The following is a 17,818-nucleotide window of genomic DNA, read 5'->3' on the forward strand; positions in this document are numbered from 1 at the left end:
CGAACGATTCTGTCTGTGGGACTTGGATCCCGAGAGCTATTCAGTTCATCCCCTGTACATCGGCCCCCATGTTCATCTGCGTTCAGAGCGAAGAATGTTATTTGGGTAAGGTTGCCATCATGGGGTAGAATTCCATAGTCATCAATCCCGCGATGACGGCAGGGTCTTCGGCCATGAGCTGCGGGACTTGGTCTGCAGTCTCTACCTCAACGATGGCGAGTCCGTGAGGATCGTTCGGTTTTAGAATCGGTCCAAAAATAAGGGCAATCCCCTTATTCTGCTTATCCGTCCAATAGGCGATGTGCTGGTACATCACGTCTCGCTCTTCTGCGGACATGTCCCCATGAAAAGTTGTTCTAGGGGGCGTTGACCATAACAGGAAGTGCGTTTTTCCTGGATTGCTGCCCCTTGCGTTGTTAGCGGACATTGCCGAAGACCCCTCCATTAACCTGAATTTGGATTTGATGTCATGACGCTGTAGTATCTCTCTATCTATTGTACCCGTTCAAGAAAATGAGCTTTGTTCGCAACAGTAATGACTGTTTTAGTTTTCCAGATATGGAGATGCTCTATGCATTTCTCGGTCAAGCTGGATTTGCTCCATAAGCTGCTCGAATCCCGGGTTCCCCGCTGTAAACTACAGATAAAAACAAGCACCGTCCAAGTTTAACGGTGCTTGCTGCATCCATTTTTGAATCACAAATGAGATCGCGGTATCGCCATCGATCGAGATTTGGTTTGTGCCAGCCCCCTGATCTACTCGGCGGCCTTGTACTCAAACCAGTCAAAGTGTGCGGGCGATAGGGAGCGTTGACCGTTTCCTGTCGCGTACATGGCAATAAAGACCCCCGTAAATCCTCCTGCCACCTCGGTGGACAGCAGCCCGCATTCCCCCAGACCGACCTGAACCGGCTCTTCTCCCCCGCCGCTGGCATACCCGAAGTAATAGTGCGCTTTGTCCGAGCTAACCGTCAGAACAACCGAATCGGCTGACCATGGAACTTCGTATTCGACCTTCCACAACGTGCCCAGCCTTCTGCGGAGAATGAGTTTACGCTTGCCCGCAGCTCGCGTCACCGCCAGCTCGTAATGGAACCGTTCATTCATAAACACGGTAATCCCCGCTTCTTCACCGTCGTGCTGAGGTACAAACGTCAAGTGTGCGGCAGTGCGGCAGTCAAAATGCTGCTGCCTTCTCCCGACAAACGCGACAATGCCCATCTCATTCAGCGTATCCGGCGATCCGAACAGCGTTAGGCAGCTTCTCTGAGCGGAGAGTGACCAATTCTCCGTGTCCGGCGAACGCAGGAAGTTCCAGCACGGAGCAAGAGTCCCGGCGTCGAAGTCGTCTCTAGCGGAGGCAGCTTGTATCTGGTGCAATGGAAGGCTGCCCGCCGACATAGTCTCGGATACGGTTCCGTTGTCTCCGATGACCGGCCAGCCGTCCTCTGTCCATGTAACCGGCGCCAGGAACGTTTCCCTGCCGAGATGATGGTGCATGGGATAGCCTGCGGGCCGAATGCCAAGGAATACAGCCCACCAGCTGCCGTCCGGCATCTGAACCAAATCGGCATGCCCCGTCGCATGAATCGGCTCCAGCAGGCTTCTATGAGACAGGATCGGATTATGCGGACAGCTCTCGAACGGACCGTCGGGTCTCCTGCCTCTGGCCACCGTGACCATGTGCCCATATTCCGTGCCCCCTTCCGACAGCATAAGATAGTACCATTCGCCAACCCGATAGAGATGCGGGCCCTCGGGGTATTGGCCGCCTGTTCCCTTCCATAGGAGGGTAATATCTGACAGCCTTTTCCCTGACCTTAGATCGATCCGGCTTTGATAAGCGCCTTGACCCGAGGCGTCGTGGGAAGTCGTGTAGTAGACTGTGCCGTCCTCGTCTACGAAGAGATCGGGGTCGATGCCCGGCTGATCCACATAGACGGGGTCAGACCAGTCGCCCCGCGGATTCTCCGTATATACATAAAAGTTCCCGCCGTTCGAGACATTCGTGGTGGTCATATAGAACATCCCATCGTGATAACGGATCGTCGGCGCAAAAATGCCTCCCGAACTCCAAGCCTTACGCAGATCCAATTGTTCCGTTCGCGTCAAGACATGTCCAAGCTGTTCCCAGTTCACCAGGTCCTTGCTGTGAAACAGCGGAACGCCGGGAAAATATTCGAAGGAGCTGGTGACCAAATAATAGTCTTCTCCGACTCTGCAGACGCTGGGGTCCGGATGAAAGCCGCTGATAACCGGATTGCGATAATTCATATGGAAACTCTCCTTCTTTTGTCTAACAACTACCGCGTTTGCTACTCATTCCACAGTTTTACGTGGTCTTGCACATATTTCGTAAAGCCCTTTTCCATTTTCTCCACGCCGACTTTGATCAGTTCTTGCTGATATTCGTCCCAGATCTTATCGAACGCTTCGGGGCTTGACATAATCGCCTGCGGAATTCTCTTCCGCGTGATGTCCTTCATTTTGTTCCCCAGAATGGTAACTTCATCATCGCCCGGAACGGCGATATTCCAGGCCGCTCCCCAAGGTTTAACCGGGAATTCGTCCTCTTTCGCGAACAGATCCATCCAGGTTGTCGCGCCGTATGCCTTCAACGTCTCTTTGTCGGTATCGGTATACCTCTCCAGAATTTGTTCCAAGAAATTTTTAGTATAGTAATTGCCGGTGGAATCCTTAACGCCGTCACCGTAGTGGGCGCCCAGGTTGGTATAGAAGCCGATACCGGATTCCTTGCTGAATGCCGTGTTGTCGTTAACAATGCGCTGCTGGATGTCCTCCGGGACGACGCGTTTACCGTCCACCACCTTGTAATGCTTGCCCTCGATGCCCCAATTGTTGAGGATCTGTGCTTGCTCGGACGCCAGGAAGTCCAGGAATTGGATGGCGCGGACCGGATCCTTGCAATCCACGGTAATACCGACTCCCCAACCTGCCATAAAGCCGGTCGATTGGAGCCGGTTGTCCTTGTACTTGTCAGACAGCATCACGGGGTAGTGCCCGTATGTCCGGTCAAGCTTCCCTGCCGTTTTGAGCGATTTCTCGGCGTCTGCATAATTCCAATCAGCATCAATCAACCCGATGACCCGTCCCGAAGCGATCTTGGCCTGATACTGGTCATACTTCTGAACAAAGCTTTCTCTATCGAGCAAACCGGTGTTGTGCATATGGTTAAGCCACTTGAAATACTCTTTCTCGCCTTCCGTGCGGTAGTGATAGGTCGCTTGGTAAGTTGCCGGGTCGATGTAGTATTCGCCATCTCCCGATTTGCCGGTCGTTTCGGCAGCCGGGTTCGTGACGGAGATGTACATCCGCCAATCATCCGTATTCAGGGTAAGCCCGATGTTCTTGTTCCCCGCTTCATCGGTCGGGTGCTTCTCGAGATAAGACTTTATGACATTCTCGTAATCCTGGAGCGTCTTGATCGGAGGGTAGCCCGCTTCCTTCACGGCGCGATGCTGCAGTTCGAATCCGCCGCCGGCGACTAAGGTCTTCCCGTCTACGGCTGAGTATGTCGGAATTACATAGATCGACGGGTCCTCGTTACTGTGGCGAAGCCGCTTCATCTGGCTGCCGAATAACTTTTTGAGATTCGGAGCATGCTTGTCGATCAGATCGGTTAAATCGAGCATCGCCCCCGCCTCAACCAGTTTGTTCAGTTCCCCTTTCGGACTGATAAGGTCTGGATAATCACCGCTCGTCGCGATCAACGCGATCTTCTGTGCCGGGTCGCCGACCGCGAATTCAGCATCCAGCGTGACGCCCGTCTGCCTCGTGATTTCTTTGCCGGCTTCATCCTGCATCTTCTGCCAGTTCGGATTGGGATCCGCACTGAAGAAGGAGAAGGAGACCGGTGACGTATCGTTTCCTTTCGTCTTATCCGCGGTTTCCGTGCTGCCTTCCGGCTTGGTCGCCGTAGTGTCGTTGTTGCCGCTGCAGCCCGCCAGCATGCCAATCGCAAGCGTCAATGCCAGGATTCGCTGCGGCATTGCCCTTTTCCCCATTACCATCCCCCATTTATTCGTTCCATTGGCCAACCGCCAAGGGTAGCGCGGTCTGCTCATCGCTTTCATCTAACATTATAGTGCAAGCCTTCAGGCTCAAACCTTGATTTTAGAGTCTTAAAATAGCATGATTAGGACAATATCATTAACTCTGTTGGGAGGGCTCTGTGTGGAAAGCGTACACTTGAATTGGTTCACAAACGACACGCATTTCCAGTTTTTTATTCAGTACGGCGGGCATGAGGAAGACATGTTTTTGCATCATCATGTCGGGTTCTCCGAACTCGTCGTTGTATTGCAAGGGAACGCTACGCATATTGTGAACACCGAAGAGTCTTACATCAAGAAGGGGGACGTTTTTGTCATTGACGGTTCAACCTCTCATGCATACAAGGATCCTCATGATTTCCGAATCTGCAACATTATGTATCATGATGAATTTCTAAGATCAGCCGGCCCTGACCTCAGAATGTCCAATGGCTATCAGGCTCTATTTGTTTTGGAACCGTTTTACCGCAACATTCAACATTTCGAGAGCAAACTGAGGTTATCGATATCTAGTCTGGAATATGTTTCGTCCCTCGTATCCTTCATGATCGACGAGTTTACGAACAAGCTCCAGGGCTATCAGACCATGCTCCGATCCAGGTTTATGGAGCTTGTCGTCTACCTGTCGAGGCAGTATGAGAATCAGGAACAGCAAGGGATTCAAGGCAATCTGATGCATTTAGCGAATTCCATTTCCTTTATGGAAGATCACTATCTGGAGCGGATCTCGCGTGAGCAGATCGCAGCCCAGTCCAATATTTCCGTCCGACATTTGAACCGGATTTTTCAATCCTATTACGAGACGACACCCTGTGCTTACCTCCAGCAGCTCCGTTTGGAACATGCATGTATGCTGCTTAAGACCTCAAACCTCCCTGTCTCCGAGATCTCTTATCAAAGCGGATTCAACGACAGCAACTACTTCACACGTCAGTTTACCAAGGCTTACGGCATGTCCCCTAAGGCGTTCCGGAAAATACGCTAGCTGCGCATGATTCGGCTCGATCTCATGGCACTGGAGCGGGAATTCGTTGTAGATGTAAAGTAATAGTCAACCCTTTATTCATTTCCTTGCTATATGAATGTATGTTCATTGTTCCACACAGCGATGCAGGTTATCATCTTGTTATTCATCTTAAGTAATTGGTATCGCTTACATTTGATGTCCCTGATAGCATAGAGAGGTAACACAATCTCTATACTCAGGAGGTAGGTTGATGAAAAAGAAGAAATGGATGGTTGCACTGGTCGGATTGATTTTATCGCTTTGTCTGGTTACATCCGCTTCAGCAGCATGGTCGTTCTGGGAGCCGCTCACTTATCACAATTCCAGCACTTGGCAGAAGGCAGACAACTACTCCAACGGTTCTATGTTTAATTGTACTTGGAGAGCGAATAACGCCAATTTCACCAGCGGCGGACAATTGGAACTCAAGATCACAAGTCCATCCTACAACAAGTTCGATTGTGGCGAGTACCGTTCCACGAACAAATACGGCTACGGCAAATACGAAGTCAACATGAAGCCTGCCAAGAATGTGGGTATTGTCTCCTCTTTCTTCACCTATACCGGCCCGAGCGACGGTACCCAGTGGGATGAGATCGACATCGAATTCCTTGGCAAGGACACCACCAAAGTACAGTTTAATTACTATACCAATGGTGTCGGCGGTCATGAGAAGGTCGTTGACCTCGGCTTCGATGCTTCACAAGGCTTTCATACGTACGCGTTCGATTGGCAGGCAGGCTCAATTAAGTGGTATGTAGATGGCGTGCTGAAGCACACAGCTACCTCTAACATTCCAAAGACACCGGGCAAGATCATGATGAACATTTGGAATGGCACGGGCGTGGACTCCTGGCTCGGGAGTTATAACGGAAAAACTCCTCTCTCTGCTTACTACGATTGGGTAAAGTATACAAGCAATTAATACACTCTGCCCCAGAAAAAACATCCATCATGCAGCTACCCGCTTATTGGTAAGCGCTTGCAATATCCGGTGCTGATTTTCATCTTATAGATGAAGTCTGTGCCCTGTGCTAGGCATGCTCCAGAAGGGGTGCCGATGATCTCATTCATCGCACCCCTTCTGCTTGCCTTTACTTCACCTCGTCATACCACTGGTTCACTTCCTCGGTGATCTGTTCGCCTCCGAGTTCTCTCCATGATTTCGCAAATTCACGGAACGCGGCAGCCGGGAGCCGCGAATAAATGATTTGAATAAAGGTTTCCTTCTCCAACTTATGGAGCAGCTCCCCTTTCAGTCTCATCGTTTCGGTCGGGGCCCCCCGAAACATGTCTTGCTTCGAGGCGTTAGCCTGGCTCAGCAGCACCTTATGAACAGGTACATCTTCAGGTCCAACGTTCCTGTTCCATGCTTCCGGAATTCTCGCCCCGTCAAATGTCAATGTGTATGCCGCCACCCGTACATACCCGCCAGAGATATCGCTCGGTTTCGACGACTCTTGCCCCTCCGGTGTCCTCGCCCAATCATAGCCTTCGGCCAATCCGTATTTGAATTCACCGGATTGCTGTGCATAGTGATCGAACAAATAATTCTGATACGTAAAGAACAGCTCCGGATGCTTCATATCCTTGTTGATCAGCACGGATCCGTTGTTAAGCAGGCTGCCTCTGCGTGCAACCTTACCGTCCGGGCCGGAGGGTATCTTATATGCGACGATCACCGCATCCTTGTTCCTGCTCAACATATCACCGAGCGGCCAATATTTCATCCAGATCGGTCCGGCAACGATCCCAGCCTTCCCCGAGGCGAATTGCTCGGCGGCACGCAGCTCATCGAACCATTCGGCTTCTCTGGAGATATACCCCTCCTTCATCCACTTTTGCAATAGGGCCAGAGCCGTCTCGGCTCCCGGATCTACCGAGCCGTATTCCAGTCCGCCTCCCTCTCCGGCATTCCACTGTCCTGGAACACTGCCGAACCCTCCGAAGATCCAGTTGGCATCGGCCATCCAGCTGTTCATCCCGTTCTTGAAGCCGACCGCCAGCCCATACGTATCCTTCAGCCGATTGCCATCCGGATCCCCGGTTGAGAACGCCTTCATCACCTCAGTCAGCTCATCCATGGTTTCCGGCGCCTTGAGGTTCAACCGCTTCAGCCAGTCCTCGCGGATCCACAGCACAGGATCGGAGGAATACTCATAGTCCAGGATGGGTATCGCATACTTCTTGCCGTTTCTCATATAGGGATACCATACCGATGGATCGGTATCCATCGCTTTCTTCCAAGACTCCGAAGCGTATCGCTCGAAGAGCTCCCCCACCTCCATGAACTGACCGGAGTCGATCAACTCGTGCACAACCTCACCTCTAACGGGAAGCACATCGGGCAAAGGCCGTCCGGCAGCAAGCTCCAATCTTAGTTTGGTATCGAAAGAATGATTCTGATTGGGAATGGTCCACAAGTAACGGATATCGATACCAAGCCGCTCCTTCGCCCAGCGGGTGTGCACATTGTTCTCGAGCGTCTCGCCATTCTTGAACGCCATCTCCGGATTCACCGCTGCAGCGACGGTCATCACTGCCGGAGGATCATATTTGTCTTTTTGGGAGTCGAATCTGACGATCTGACCTCCGGCCGTATCCGAAGAGCTCTGCATCGACTCCGACTCCTTCTCCCCTTCCTTGCTGCAGCTGGTGAGAAGGAACAGTGCGGTCATACCAAGTAATACAAAGCGTTTCATTTCGTATCCACTGCCTTCAACTAAGATAAGAATCCATCACAGAATTCCTGCATTGTTACTCTTGTTCTTCAATCTATAGTAAAATAAGTGTATTGGAATATAAAGAGGGTGTCCAGATTGAAAATTCAGCCGAACCTATCGACCAAAATGATATTCGCCGTATTTATGATATTCCTCGTCATCTTCTTGCTATATCGGCATACATACTTGATCAATGTTAGCGTAGTCCGCGAGGAAATTCAGCGAAGCAACGTAAACCAGCTGGAATTCTTCCTGAGTCAAATGGAGAACCAAATCGACCAGCTGGCTATCAGCGCCTACACCCTTGAGCGCGATCCGTCGATTCAGGATTATCGCAACATCAGTCATTTGGATCATTTGCTCGACGCCAATAAACTGAGAATCACCATTCTGGAGAAATTAACCCTGCAGAGCGCCAGCAGTTCGTGGTCCAATCAAATGCGGCTGCATTTCCCGTTAACGAGTGAAACCATCTCCACCGCGCCTTCACTTGACAGCGATTACAGGCAGGTCATGGGACAGAATCCCGGATCATGGACTTATTCCAAACATGGGCAGCCGGAGCAGGGCGAATTTGTTTTTCTGATTGCGGCCCCCCAGCGTGGCAAGACCCCCGTCCAACATCCGAATCTCGTGATTGAGACTCGGTTTCAGGATGAGAACATTCGCAAGATGCTCGATCAGTTCAAACGTGCGGGAGGAGACCCGTTCTTGTTTCACCAGCAGAACGGGACGATCGTCAATCAAACCTCTCAAGCGGAATTCACGAACGAAGTCGCATCCAAGTTAAAGGAGCAATCCCTTTCCTCCAACGGTTCGCAACTGATCCTGATTCATGGTCAGCAGTACTTCGTCAACTATGTCCAGTCGAAATCACTCGGGTGGTATTTGGTCGACTATGTTCCGCTTGAACGGGTGCTCGCCCCGATCAAGGAAGGCCGCAATTTCTTTATCGCGTCTACGGTGATGCTCCTGATCTTGGGGATCGTGCTGTCCGCTATGCTGTACCGGAATATCCAAAGACCCATATCCCTGTTCATCAGGGTAATGAACAAGTTCAAGCAAGGGGACCTGACGGCTCGCGTAAGGCCTATCCGGACCTATGAATTCCGGTTGTTGTATACGGGCTTCAATGAGATGGCCGATCGGATCCAGGAGCTCATTGAGCGTGTATACTTGGAGCAAATCCGTTCCCAGGATGCCGTGATGAAGCAGCTTCAATCCCAAATCAATCCCCATTTCCTATACAACTGCCTGTTCTTTATCAAAAGCAAAGCCTCGGTCGGCGATACCGAATCGATTAAGTCGATGGCCCTCAGCTTGGGCGAATACTATCGTTACTTGACCCGTGTGGATACGTCCCAGACCACGTTAGGCCAGGAGTTGAAGCTGGTCATCCATTATCTGAACATTCAAAACCTGCGAAAGCAGCGGATCCATCATGTGATAGAAATTCCGGACCCTCTACTGGAGCTCCAAATCCCGAAGCTGCTAATTCAGCCGCTAGTAGAAAATAGCATCATCCATGGCATCGAACCCAAAGTGGGCAGCGGGTTGATCCGTATCTGCGCGGAGCTGTCCGGAAGATGGCTGACCATTCGAATAGAGGATGACGGAGTGGGGATGGAGCCCCAGCAGCTGCAGCTGCTTCGCGACAGTCTGCTGGCCCCGGCACCGAAGTCATCGGGCTACGGATTGTGGAATGTACACCAGCGAACCCTGCTGCACTTTGGCCAAGGCTCCGGACTGCAGGTGAGCGAGTCGGCCGCAGGCGGCATCCGATTCATACTGAACATTCAAATTCAGGATTAACACTGACTAATAAAACTTTGGAGGAACATATATGCTTACCCTATTGCTGGTGGATGATGAATCCTACGTTGTGGAAGATTTGGCTGCAACGATACCATGGAACGAGCTGCAGGTGGAAGAGGTATTCACGGCCTCCTCGGGAGCGGAAGCATTACAAATCATGGAGCACTCCGCCATCGATATCGTGGTCACCGATATTTCCATGCCGGGGATGTCCGGCATCGAGCTGGCTGAGACGATTCGCCTTCAATACAAGCAGACCAAATGTATTCTGCTATCCGGCTATGCGGAGTTCGACTATGCACGTAAAGCGTTATCCCACGAGGTAAGCGAATATTTGCTGAAGCCGATCAGCGACGCCGATTTTATGGCCGCAATCCGGAATGCGGCGGATCAAATTCGGGAGCAGTGGAAAGCCTTGGCTTCTTACGATCAGGCGATCCGCACGTTCGAGGAACATCTGCCTCTTCTGAAGGACAAGCTGCTGAATGAGCTCCTTCAAGGCAGGAGCGCCCTATCCCCCTCTTTACCGGATCAGCTGGAGAAATACCGGATTCCTTTCTTCCCAGGGGCCCGGATCAGCGTCATGTTGATTCGGTTGGAGGAATTTTTTCTCAAACATGATACGGACAGCTTACTGCTGTTTGAGTATGCCATTGACAACATTGCACGGGAAACGTTCTCGGAGCAGTTCCAATTGTGGTCCTGCAAGGACATCCATGAGATGCTTGTTTATATCGTAAGTCACAAGGAAGCTTCCTTCGATTCGCCCGATATCTCGGACCATGCCTTGGAGACTTTGGCCAGCCAGCTTCAGCGAAATGTCAATATTTACCTCCGGGGAGGCATCTCGGTCGTGACGGGCAAGTGGGGCCAATTCCCAGAAGACGTTCAGGCGATTTACCAGGACTCCTTATCGGCGCTGCGCAAGAGAATCGGGAATGACAAAGGATACTTCCTCTCCCTATCGGGCGACCCGGAGCCCCTATCGGTCCAAACGATTCGATCGTTGTACGAACCGCCTACCTTGATCCATCTGTACGAGTCAGGACGCTGGGATGCTTTCGAAGAGAAGCTGAGCTCGATATTCGGCGAGATCCGCAGCGAGTGGAATGATTCGCAGGAGCATCTCATGGAAACCTACACCGTGCTGTCGTCCGCTTTTTATTATATTGCCCATAAGAATGGCCGGCTGCTCTCCGATATGGCAGAAGCGCCTCTTCCTCCGGAGCATCTCAGATCCATCCAGCTCGTAGAAGAGTGGACGTTCCGCATGGTGAGCGGGATCCGTAGAGAACTGGAGTTCGAGGTCAAGCATTCCAAAAGCGCCCTCGTTCAAACCATTCATCAGTTTGTGGAAGCCCATCTGTCTACCGTAACATTGCAGACGATCGCCGCCCAAGTCTCCCTCCACCCCGCTTATTTGTCCAAGGTGTATAAAACGGAAACCGGACAAAGCATCAGTGAGCTGATCTACAATGCCAAGATGGACAAAGCCGCTTATCTCCTCAAGAGCTGCAGTGATAAAATCTATGAAATCTCATCAAGGCTCGGGTATTCCAATGCACATTACTTTATCAAGGTGTTCAAGGAACGATACGGGGTCACCCCCCAGGAATACCGGGACCAATTCTAATAGTCGATCATATGCTAAAAGCCCCCCGAAACCCGGAGGGCTTTTAGCATATTCTAATGCTTTCAATTACATGTCGGTTCTTATGGCTTGGAAGGCCCGTTATTCACCAAACGGATATCATCAATATATACAGACAGCCCGCCCGAACCGCCTCCGTCGATGTTCCCCAGCTCAAGACTAACACGGCCGCTGGCATTCGTGGGCTGCCGTACATCGAAGTTCACGGTGTGCGTCTGCTCCTCAGCTGTCAGCTCGATCACCTCGGAATGGTAGCCCGTCCATACGTAGTCGGGGGCTCCGCTCAGCCGGCCGGTGCTCACATTCATTTTCCTCGGCGTCTTGGTTGTTCGGGCTTTGAAGGTCAGCGTATAGTTGTATCCTTCCTGAAAAGCAACGCCCTCCAGGAATACCTGCCGATCCCACGGATTGCTGCCCGGCGTGCCTATATCGATCTTCAGCTGCTCCTCTGCAGCAGATACCGTAAGCTGATCGGCTTCCGGGGAGTAAGAAGCCCAGCCGGATGTCCCTTGAGAGAAATCCGAATTCGGCAGCAGATTGACGCCTTGAGGCTGGATCGTGGCCCGTTCCTTCAATACCACATTGTCGATATAGACGGCATGCGGGACAGAGATTGCGCCCGACTGTCCAAGCGCAAATTGAAAGAGGGCACTCGGATCGGAGTCATGCTGCATGATAAAAGCATCTTCTACATGCTGCTGTGTGCCATCCAGATGAATCATCTTCTCATAATAAGGCGTCCATACATTATCCTGAGTTCCATCATGCTGGGCCACCACCCGTATGTTCCGCTCCACCGTGGAATACACATCAAAGCTTACGGTATAGGACCGGTCCTTCAGGAGCGATCTGCCTGGCTGCTTCACCTGGATGTTCCACTCTTCCGTACCCGGATTGGCGATGTTGACCTGAAGCTTCCCATCCTTGGCTTCAGCGAAGGACGGGCTTACACCCGGCAGCCAATCCGCTTCGAAGTAATCCCAGCCCTGCAGGCCGTCATCGAAGCCGCCATTGTCGATCAGGGAAGGGCTCAGCTCCACCCAATCGGTGTTGAATTTATCACCTGAGATCTCCAGATAATACACGCCCGGATTCAAATGAATCGACCCCATATCCATCGTGCGGTAAGTATCCCACCCGCCTGTGCGGCCGACCCCATAGTCCTGTGTGCCCAACACGTTCCGGTTGGCATCGCGCCAGGTCAGTCTGGCGAAGGATTCGCTCAAATCACTGGCCAGCCTGGATTGGACAAGATAATTGCCGGCCTGCGAGACATTCAGTTTGAATTCAAAATAATCCCCCGCATCCAGATAGCCGACAGTCCCGTCTGCGCCCACCTGAATCCCCTGCATTCCCCAGTACTGGTCAGCATCCATATGCGTCCATCCGTTCACTTCCGTTGGGACTCCCCGTTTCACAAGCCGGACGTTATCCAGATAGACGCTGCCACGGGCGTCGCCGAGCAGAAATTCGAGCTTCGCTTCGAGGGAACGGTCCGAATCGGCTGTGGCAAAGTCGAACTGATAGTTCTTCATCTCGGGAGTCAGCTCCAGCTGCCTTCCGCTCAGGAATTCGATATCTTGCGGGTCGCCCGCCTTCACATTCCATTCCAGGGGACGCGGAGAATCCGCCCTTGCGCTGAACATGACGCTGTACGCGGACGCTTTGTCCAGAGACAGCTTGTCCTGACTCACCGCTACGGAAGCTGCGCCAGTCCCTTCTTTCCTGACGTCCACCTGAAGCTCTCTTACCAGGCGGGAGCCGATCCGCCCGTTCGTAACCCCCAAGTCTGCTTCTGCGCCATCCGCGGTAATGAAGTCCCAGAATATCTTCCGGTCGTCGCCCTGATCGAAGGTGCCGTTATAGATATAATTGCCGTCAGGCAGCACTTCCTTCACCGGGTGCGGGTCCGGTGCTTTCGTTTGGATGAGCTTCACATTGCTGATCCAAACCGGCCGTGTTCCGGCCTTCCCGAGGTTGAATTCCAGGCGCGCGCTGCCGTCCGTCTCTGCCTTCATCTCGAAATCATACGTATAGCGTTGAAGTTCGGAGTTCAGCCGGACGCTCTGATCGTCCAAATACCTTGTGTAGCTCCGCTCGGGTCCCGAAATGCCTGTGACCATGGTGCGTTCCCCGTCCGATCTGGCATCGAAGGTCAGCCGGTAAGCAGCTCCCTTCTCCAAAGGGATCTGCGGCTGAACGAATTGAACCGCATAGGTTTGGCTGCCTTCCTGATCGATCGTGATTTTGGCTGCGCCCTGCTCCACCGCTGCGCTTCCCATACCGCCGAACAGGTCCGCGGGCGGGGCAAACGGCTGGAACTGCCATGCATCCAATCCGTTCTCGAAACTGCCGTTATATACATAGTTTCCATCCGCAGCAGGCCCCCGCAGCACCTCTTCCTGCTTCGGACGGGTTCCTGCACTGCGGTACATTCCGTCGAGCTCATACACCCTTACATAATCGACGAGCATCCGCTGCGGGAACGTTGTGGACGCATCCGGATTCCCGGGCCAGCCTCCGCCCACGGCTAGATTCAGCTGCATATAGAAATCGCGGTCGAAAGGCGCAGGATACGTGTACGCTGCCGCCTCATTCTCATTGCGGGTGAACCAGTCGTTCATCCGGCTGTAGAGGATGCCGTCTACATAATGCCGGATCTCGCCCGGTTCCCATTCGATGGCGAATACATGATAGTCGTCATCGAAGCCTGCACCTCCGGGCAGGATGTACGAAGCCTGGGTTTCCTCTTTGGGCTTGCCGTAGTGAAGCGTGCCGTATATTTGATCCGGCCGATGCCCGAGCAGCTCCATGATATCGATCTCGCCTGACGATGGCCAAGGGCCATAGAGGGCCTCATCCGCCGGCATCATCCAGATCGCAGGCCAGATGCCCTGCCCGGCCGGCAGCTTGGCACGGATCTCATACCGGCCATACGTCCATTCGCCTTTTCCTTGGGATGTGAGCTTGGAAGAGGTGTATGCGCTCCCTCCTAAGGATTCCTCGCGGGCCTCAATCACCAGGCTGCCGTCCTCCACGCGCGCGTTCTCGGGACGGTTCGTATAGTTCTGAAGCTCGTTATTCCCGTATCCGCCGCCGCCCTCGATGAAGTTCCACTTGGCTGTATCTATGCCTGGCCGGTCGAATTCATCCGCCCACTTGAGCTTCCATGCTTCTGCTGCGATATGATCAGCACCCAGTTCGATGAGCCGGTATCTTATCACCTTCTGGTTCGAATCCAGCTCATACAGCCCAATATATTTATTGGTTACCGCGTCGACGCCGCTAATGTCCGTGCCCGGCACATAAGGGTTCTGCACCGTCCGGTCCGCAGGTGCCTTGTCGCCCGCTGCCGGCTGGGCTAAGACTTCGTGGCTCACCTTGACGGCAAGGTGATGGCCCTCGGCCGCAAGCGCGTCGATCCGGGTGGTTCCGTGAAGAGTGCCGGCCTGGACCGTATAGGCGAGACCCTGATCGCTGCCATCATCGCCGTCACCATGGTCGCTGCCTCCGCTGCCATCATCGCCGTCACCATGGTCGCCGCCTCCGCTGCCATCATCGCCGTCACCGGGATCGCTGCCTCCGCTGCTGTCATCATCGCGGTCACTGGAGTTGCTGCCTCCATCGCCACTGCCGGGGTTACTGCCCCCGCCAGCATTGCCGCTGCCTCCGCTGCCAGGGCTGCTGTTCCCGCCTGGTGGCAGCACATCTTTCCATGTTGCGCCTTTGGCGACCATTTTCCCGTTTAATGATACGCCATCAGCGTCAACCGACAAGCTTCGGAGCGTTCCCTCGGAATCCACTTTCGTTCCTTTGGCACCCTCAAGAATATGGAGCTCGCCGATGGTTGATCCGGCCGCCACCACGACATGGCTGTCAGCCGACGCGACTTCTACACGCCCGAAGCTGCCGGACAGCGTAACGGTGTCATTCGGCCCTTCGGTATGAATGAGCACATCCTTCATACCTGAAGAAGCGGCTTCCACAATCGCTTCCGACCGTACCTCCAACCTCTCTACAGTCGTAGTCCCCGCCGCTTTTACACCAATTTTCTGTTCCTGCTCCTTGATTACTACGGTACCGAACGTGGAATCGGTCAGCTGCACGCTGCCCCCTCCACCGATATTTGTAACCCCTTTCACCTGCATGCGCTCCAAGGCCACATCTCCGCCGCCAATGCCATCGGTCAAATATAGACGTCCGGCAATCGTTGCATCCGAGAGATGGATGCCTGGCGCATTCACGATGGCATTCGGCATGGTCTCTGCTTTACTGTATGTGCCCGGCTTATGGAATATCTCTCCGCTCAGACGGTGAAGAAGACTTACCGTTTCGGCACGCGTAATCGGCTCGTGAGGGCGGAAGGTACCGTCCGGATAGCCTGTGATTGAGCCTTCTGCCAGCAGGGCTGCCGCCGCATTCCGGGCGAATCCGCTGATCCGCTCCCCATCCGGATACGGGGGCATCGTTCCCTCCCCGTCATGCCTTACTTCCAGCCCGAACACCCTGGCGGCAAGAACGGCGGCTTCTTCCCGGGTAATCGGCGCATTCGGCCGGAAGCTGTTGTCCGGGTACCCGGATACGTATCCTTTTTGCAGCGCTGCGGTGACCGTATCTTTGTACCAAGCATCCGCTTCGATATCAGCGAAAGCTGCCTGGCTGCCGGATGGACTTACACTCAGCCCGAACAGCTTTTGGAGCACGGACACAAATTCCGCCCTCGTAATCGGCGCGTCGGGCCGAAAGGTTCCATCCGGATACCCTTCAAGCACCTTAGCATCGACCCACTTAGCCACTTCGGCTGCCGACCAATGCTGACTCAAATCCGCCAATTCCGTCCCTTGACTGCTTGGAGCGGGTGGGCTCGCGAGTATGCCGCCTGCCGCTTGTCCCCATAAGACCAATCCGGACAGTCCAATAACCAGTGCTTTCCTCATTTTCATCGTCTTCAACTCCTTATGTATGAACGTCCTGCTCCAGATGAATATTGCGCCTAAGCGGCCGAGGCAAGCGCCGGATGCCTCCTGTACCTGGCGGAGGACCCTCAAGCCCGCCCTCCACTTCGTACAGTCTGCATCCTTTGAATGCTTATCCGGTCACGGGTGCGGCACTTCCATAACGATCGTTCTATCATGCCTACGCACTTCTCTATCTGTATTAGACGTTAAGCATCAGCTAAGCTCATCTTGCCGGCAGGGCATTGGAATGGATGAGCTCCTTCAACCATAACGCGCTTTGCTTGGGCGTCCGGACCTGGGTCTCGTAATCCACATGCGTAACGCCGAACCGCTTGGAGTATCCGTAAGCCCATTCGTAATTATCCATGAACGACCAGCAGTAATATCCCTTCAGCGGTCCGCCCTCCCGGATGAACCGGTGTGCAGCCTCCAGATGCCCGCGGTAATACTCGATCCGTTCCCCGTCGTTCACCGAGCCGTCGCAGAGCTCATCGGCATAAGCGGCCCCGTTCTCCGTGATATAAATCGGCAGTTCGGTGTATTCGCCGGATACCTTCCGCAGCAGATGATACAGCCCGTCGGGGTATACCTCCCAATCCATATCGGTGTGCGGATTCTCTCCTTTGACGTGAGCCAAACCGAAAGCCTTGTCCTCCGGATTGGCACGAATCAATTGGCGGGTATAGTAATTGATTCCCACAAAGTCATTGGGTGTGGAGATCGTCTTGAAATCGCCCGGCTCTACGAATTCAAAGGTAACACCAAGGTCAGCAAAACGGAGCATCATGTCCTCGGGATAACTACCGCGGAATACAGGGTCCAGGAACCAGCGATTCGTAAACCCGTCTGCGGTTCGGGCTGCCCTTTGATCCTCTTCCGATGGAGAAGCCGCATCGACGTGGCTCAGATTGAGTGTGATGCCGATCTGCCCTTGAAGGCCTGCTGCTCGGTAATTCTGTACGGCTCTGCCGTGGGATAGCAGCAGATGATGGGCAGCCGTTAACGCTTCGTTCCAATCCTCATGCCCGGGAGCATGCACGCCCATGCCGTATCCCAAAAATGCCGCGCACCAAGGCTCGTTATGGGTGATCCACATCGGTACGGCGTCCCCGAGTCTTCGGTATAAGGTGTCGGCGTATTCTTCAAAATGCGATACCGTGTCCCGGCTGAGCCATCCCCCTTGTTCATACAGCCACATCGGCAGATCCCAATGATACATCGTCACCGACGGCTTGATGTGATGCTTGTGCAGCTGCTCCAGTACACGCAGATAGAAGTCGATGCCCTTCTCATTGAGCTTCCCCTTCTCCGGAAATATACGGGGCCAGGCGACGGAGAACCGGTACGACTGGAACCCAAGCTCACTCATCAAGGCAATATCCTCGGGATAGCGGTGGTAATGGTCGCACGCCACGCTTCCGTTATGCCCCTCGTGTACCTTTCCCGGGATTGCAGCGAACATGTCCCATATGCAGGGGGTTCGCCCATCCTCGCTTGCGGCCCCTTCGATTTGGTATGCCGCCGTTGCCGTCCCCCACGTAAAGTCAGATGGAAATAGCCTATTGTTCATGACTGTCAACCTCACTTTTTGG

Annotated in this window: 10 protein-coding genes; 4 read left to right on the top strand and 6 right to left on the bottom strand. The window is 53.4% G+C overall.

Going from position 1 to position 17,818, the window contains the following annotated elements:
* Positions 1 to 97 precede the first annotated feature (97 nt).
* From O9H32_RS17895 to O9H32_RS17905, 3 genes are all read right to left on the bottom strand, one after another.
* Complete coding sequence (locus tag O9H32_RS17895; RefSeq protein WP_269867487.1) at positions 98 to 427, bottom strand: YciI family protein; 330 nt, start codon at positions 425 to 427, stop codon at positions 98 to 100.
* A 329-nt stretch (positions 428 to 756) separates the two neighbouring features.
* Positions 757 to 2,274 carry a glycoside hydrolase family 43 protein gene (locus O9H32_RS17900; RefSeq protein ID WP_269867488.1) on the bottom strand — a complete coding sequence of 506 codons (1,518 nt, stop codon included), beginning with the start codon at positions 2,272 to 2,274 and terminating at the stop codon, positions 757 to 759.
* 41 nt (positions 2,275 to 2,315) lie between these two features.
* Positions 2,316 to 4,010, bottom strand: coding sequence for an ABC transporter substrate-binding protein (locus O9H32_RS17905; protein WP_269867489.1), 1,695 nt, complete (start codon positions 4,008 to 4,010; stop codon positions 2,316 to 2,318).
* A 184-nt stretch (positions 4,011 to 4,194) separates the two neighbouring features.
* Here O9H32_RS17905 and O9H32_RS17910 point away from each other — a divergent pair, with 184 nt between their 5' ends.
* The gene (locus O9H32_RS17910; protein ID WP_269867490.1) at positions 4,195 to 5,058 is read left to right on the top strand and encodes a helix-turn-helix domain-containing protein; all 864 of its coding nucleotides are present in this window, start codon (positions 4,195 to 4,197) and stop codon (positions 5,056 to 5,058) included.
* A 232-nt stretch (positions 5,059 to 5,290) separates the two neighbouring features.
* Positions 5,291 to 6,004 (top strand): beta-glucanase, encoded by a 714-nt coding sequence (gene bglS / locus O9H32_RS17915; RefSeq protein ID WP_269867491.1) that lies wholly within the window; start codon positions 5,291 to 5,293, stop codon positions 6,002 to 6,004.
* A 169-nt stretch (positions 6,005 to 6,173) separates the two neighbouring features.
* Here bglS and O9H32_RS17920 read toward each other — a convergent pair whose 3' ends face one another.
* The gene (locus tag O9H32_RS17920) at positions 6,174 to 7,757 is read right to left on the bottom strand and encodes an extracellular solute-binding protein (protein ID WP_269867492.1); all 1,584 of its coding nucleotides are present in this window, start codon (positions 7,755 to 7,757) and stop codon (positions 6,174 to 6,176) included.
* 141 nt (positions 7,758 to 7,898) lie between these two features.
* On the opposite strand from O9H32_RS17920, the gene O9H32_RS17925 reads away from it, so the two are divergent.
* Positions 7,899 to 9,614: a cache domain-containing sensor histidine kinase gene (locus O9H32_RS17925; protein WP_269867493.1), complete on the top strand. Its 1,716-nt coding sequence runs from the start codon at positions 7,899 to 7,901 to the stop codon at positions 9,612 to 9,614.
* A gap of 31 nt (positions 9,615 to 9,645) precedes the next feature.
* Positions 9,646 to 11,250 carry a response regulator gene (locus O9H32_RS17930; RefSeq protein WP_269867494.1) on the top strand — a complete coding sequence of 535 codons (1,605 nt, stop codon included), beginning with the start codon at positions 9,646 to 9,648 and terminating at the stop codon, positions 11,248 to 11,250.
* Between the two features lie 80 nt (positions 11,251 to 11,330).
* Here the strand turns inward: O9H32_RS17930 and O9H32_RS17935 are convergent, their stop codons facing one another.
* Both O9H32_RS17935 and O9H32_RS17940 read right to left on the bottom strand, forming a co-directional pair.
* A complete protein-coding gene (locus tag O9H32_RS17935; RefSeq protein WP_269867495.1) occupies positions 11,331 to 16,211 on the bottom strand; it encodes a carbohydrate binding domain-containing protein in 4,881 nt (1,626 codons plus the stop codon).
* A 238-nt stretch (positions 16,212 to 16,449) separates the two neighbouring features.
* Entirely contained in the window at positions 16,450 to 17,796 is a 1,347-nt protein-coding gene (locus O9H32_RS17940; protein WP_269867496.1) for a GH1 family beta-glucosidase, read from the bottom strand.
* Between the last annotated feature and the right edge of the window lie 22 nt (positions 17,797 to 17,818).

Origin of the sequence: Paenibacillus caseinilyticus, from assembly GCF_027533645.1 — a bacterium.
In the GTDB taxonomy this organism is placed as follows: domain Bacteria; phylum Bacillota; class Bacilli; order Paenibacillales; family NBRC-103111; genus Paenibacillus_G; species Paenibacillus_G caseinilyticus.

What these genes read in the sequence shown, in the direction of transcription:
- O9H32_RS17895 (WP_269867487.1), bottom strand. Translation starts at nt 427, where the DNA reads ATGTCCGCTAACAACGCAAGGGGCAGCAATCCAGGAAAAACGCACTTC.
- O9H32_RS17900 (WP_269867488.1), bottom strand. Translation starts at nt 2,274, where the DNA reads ATGAATTATCGCAATCCGGTTATCAGCGGCTTTCATCCGGACCCCAGC.
- O9H32_RS17905 (WP_269867489.1), bottom strand. Translation starts at nt 4,010, where the DNA reads ATGCCGCAGCGAATCCTGGCATTGACGCTTGCGATTGGCATGCTGGCG.
- bglS (WP_269867491.1), top strand. Translation starts at nt 5,291, where the DNA reads ATGAAAAAGAAGAAATGGATGGTTGCACTGGTCGGATTGATTTTATCG.
- O9H32_RS17920 (WP_269867492.1), bottom strand. Translation starts at nt 7,757, where the DNA reads ATGACCGCACTGTTCCTTCTCACCAGCTGCAGCAAGGAAGGGGAGAAG.
- O9H32_RS17930 (WP_269867494.1), top strand. Translation starts at nt 9,646, where the DNA reads ATGCTTACCCTATTGCTGGTGGATGATGAATCCTACGTTGTGGAAGAT.
- O9H32_RS17935 (WP_269867495.1), bottom strand. Translation starts at nt 16,211, where the DNA reads ATGAAAATGAGGAAAGCACTGGTTATTGGACTGTCCGGATTGGTCTTA.
- O9H32_RS17940 (WP_269867496.1), bottom strand. Translation starts at nt 17,796, where the DNA reads ATGAACAATAGGCTATTTCCATCTGACTTTACGTGGGGGACGGCAACG.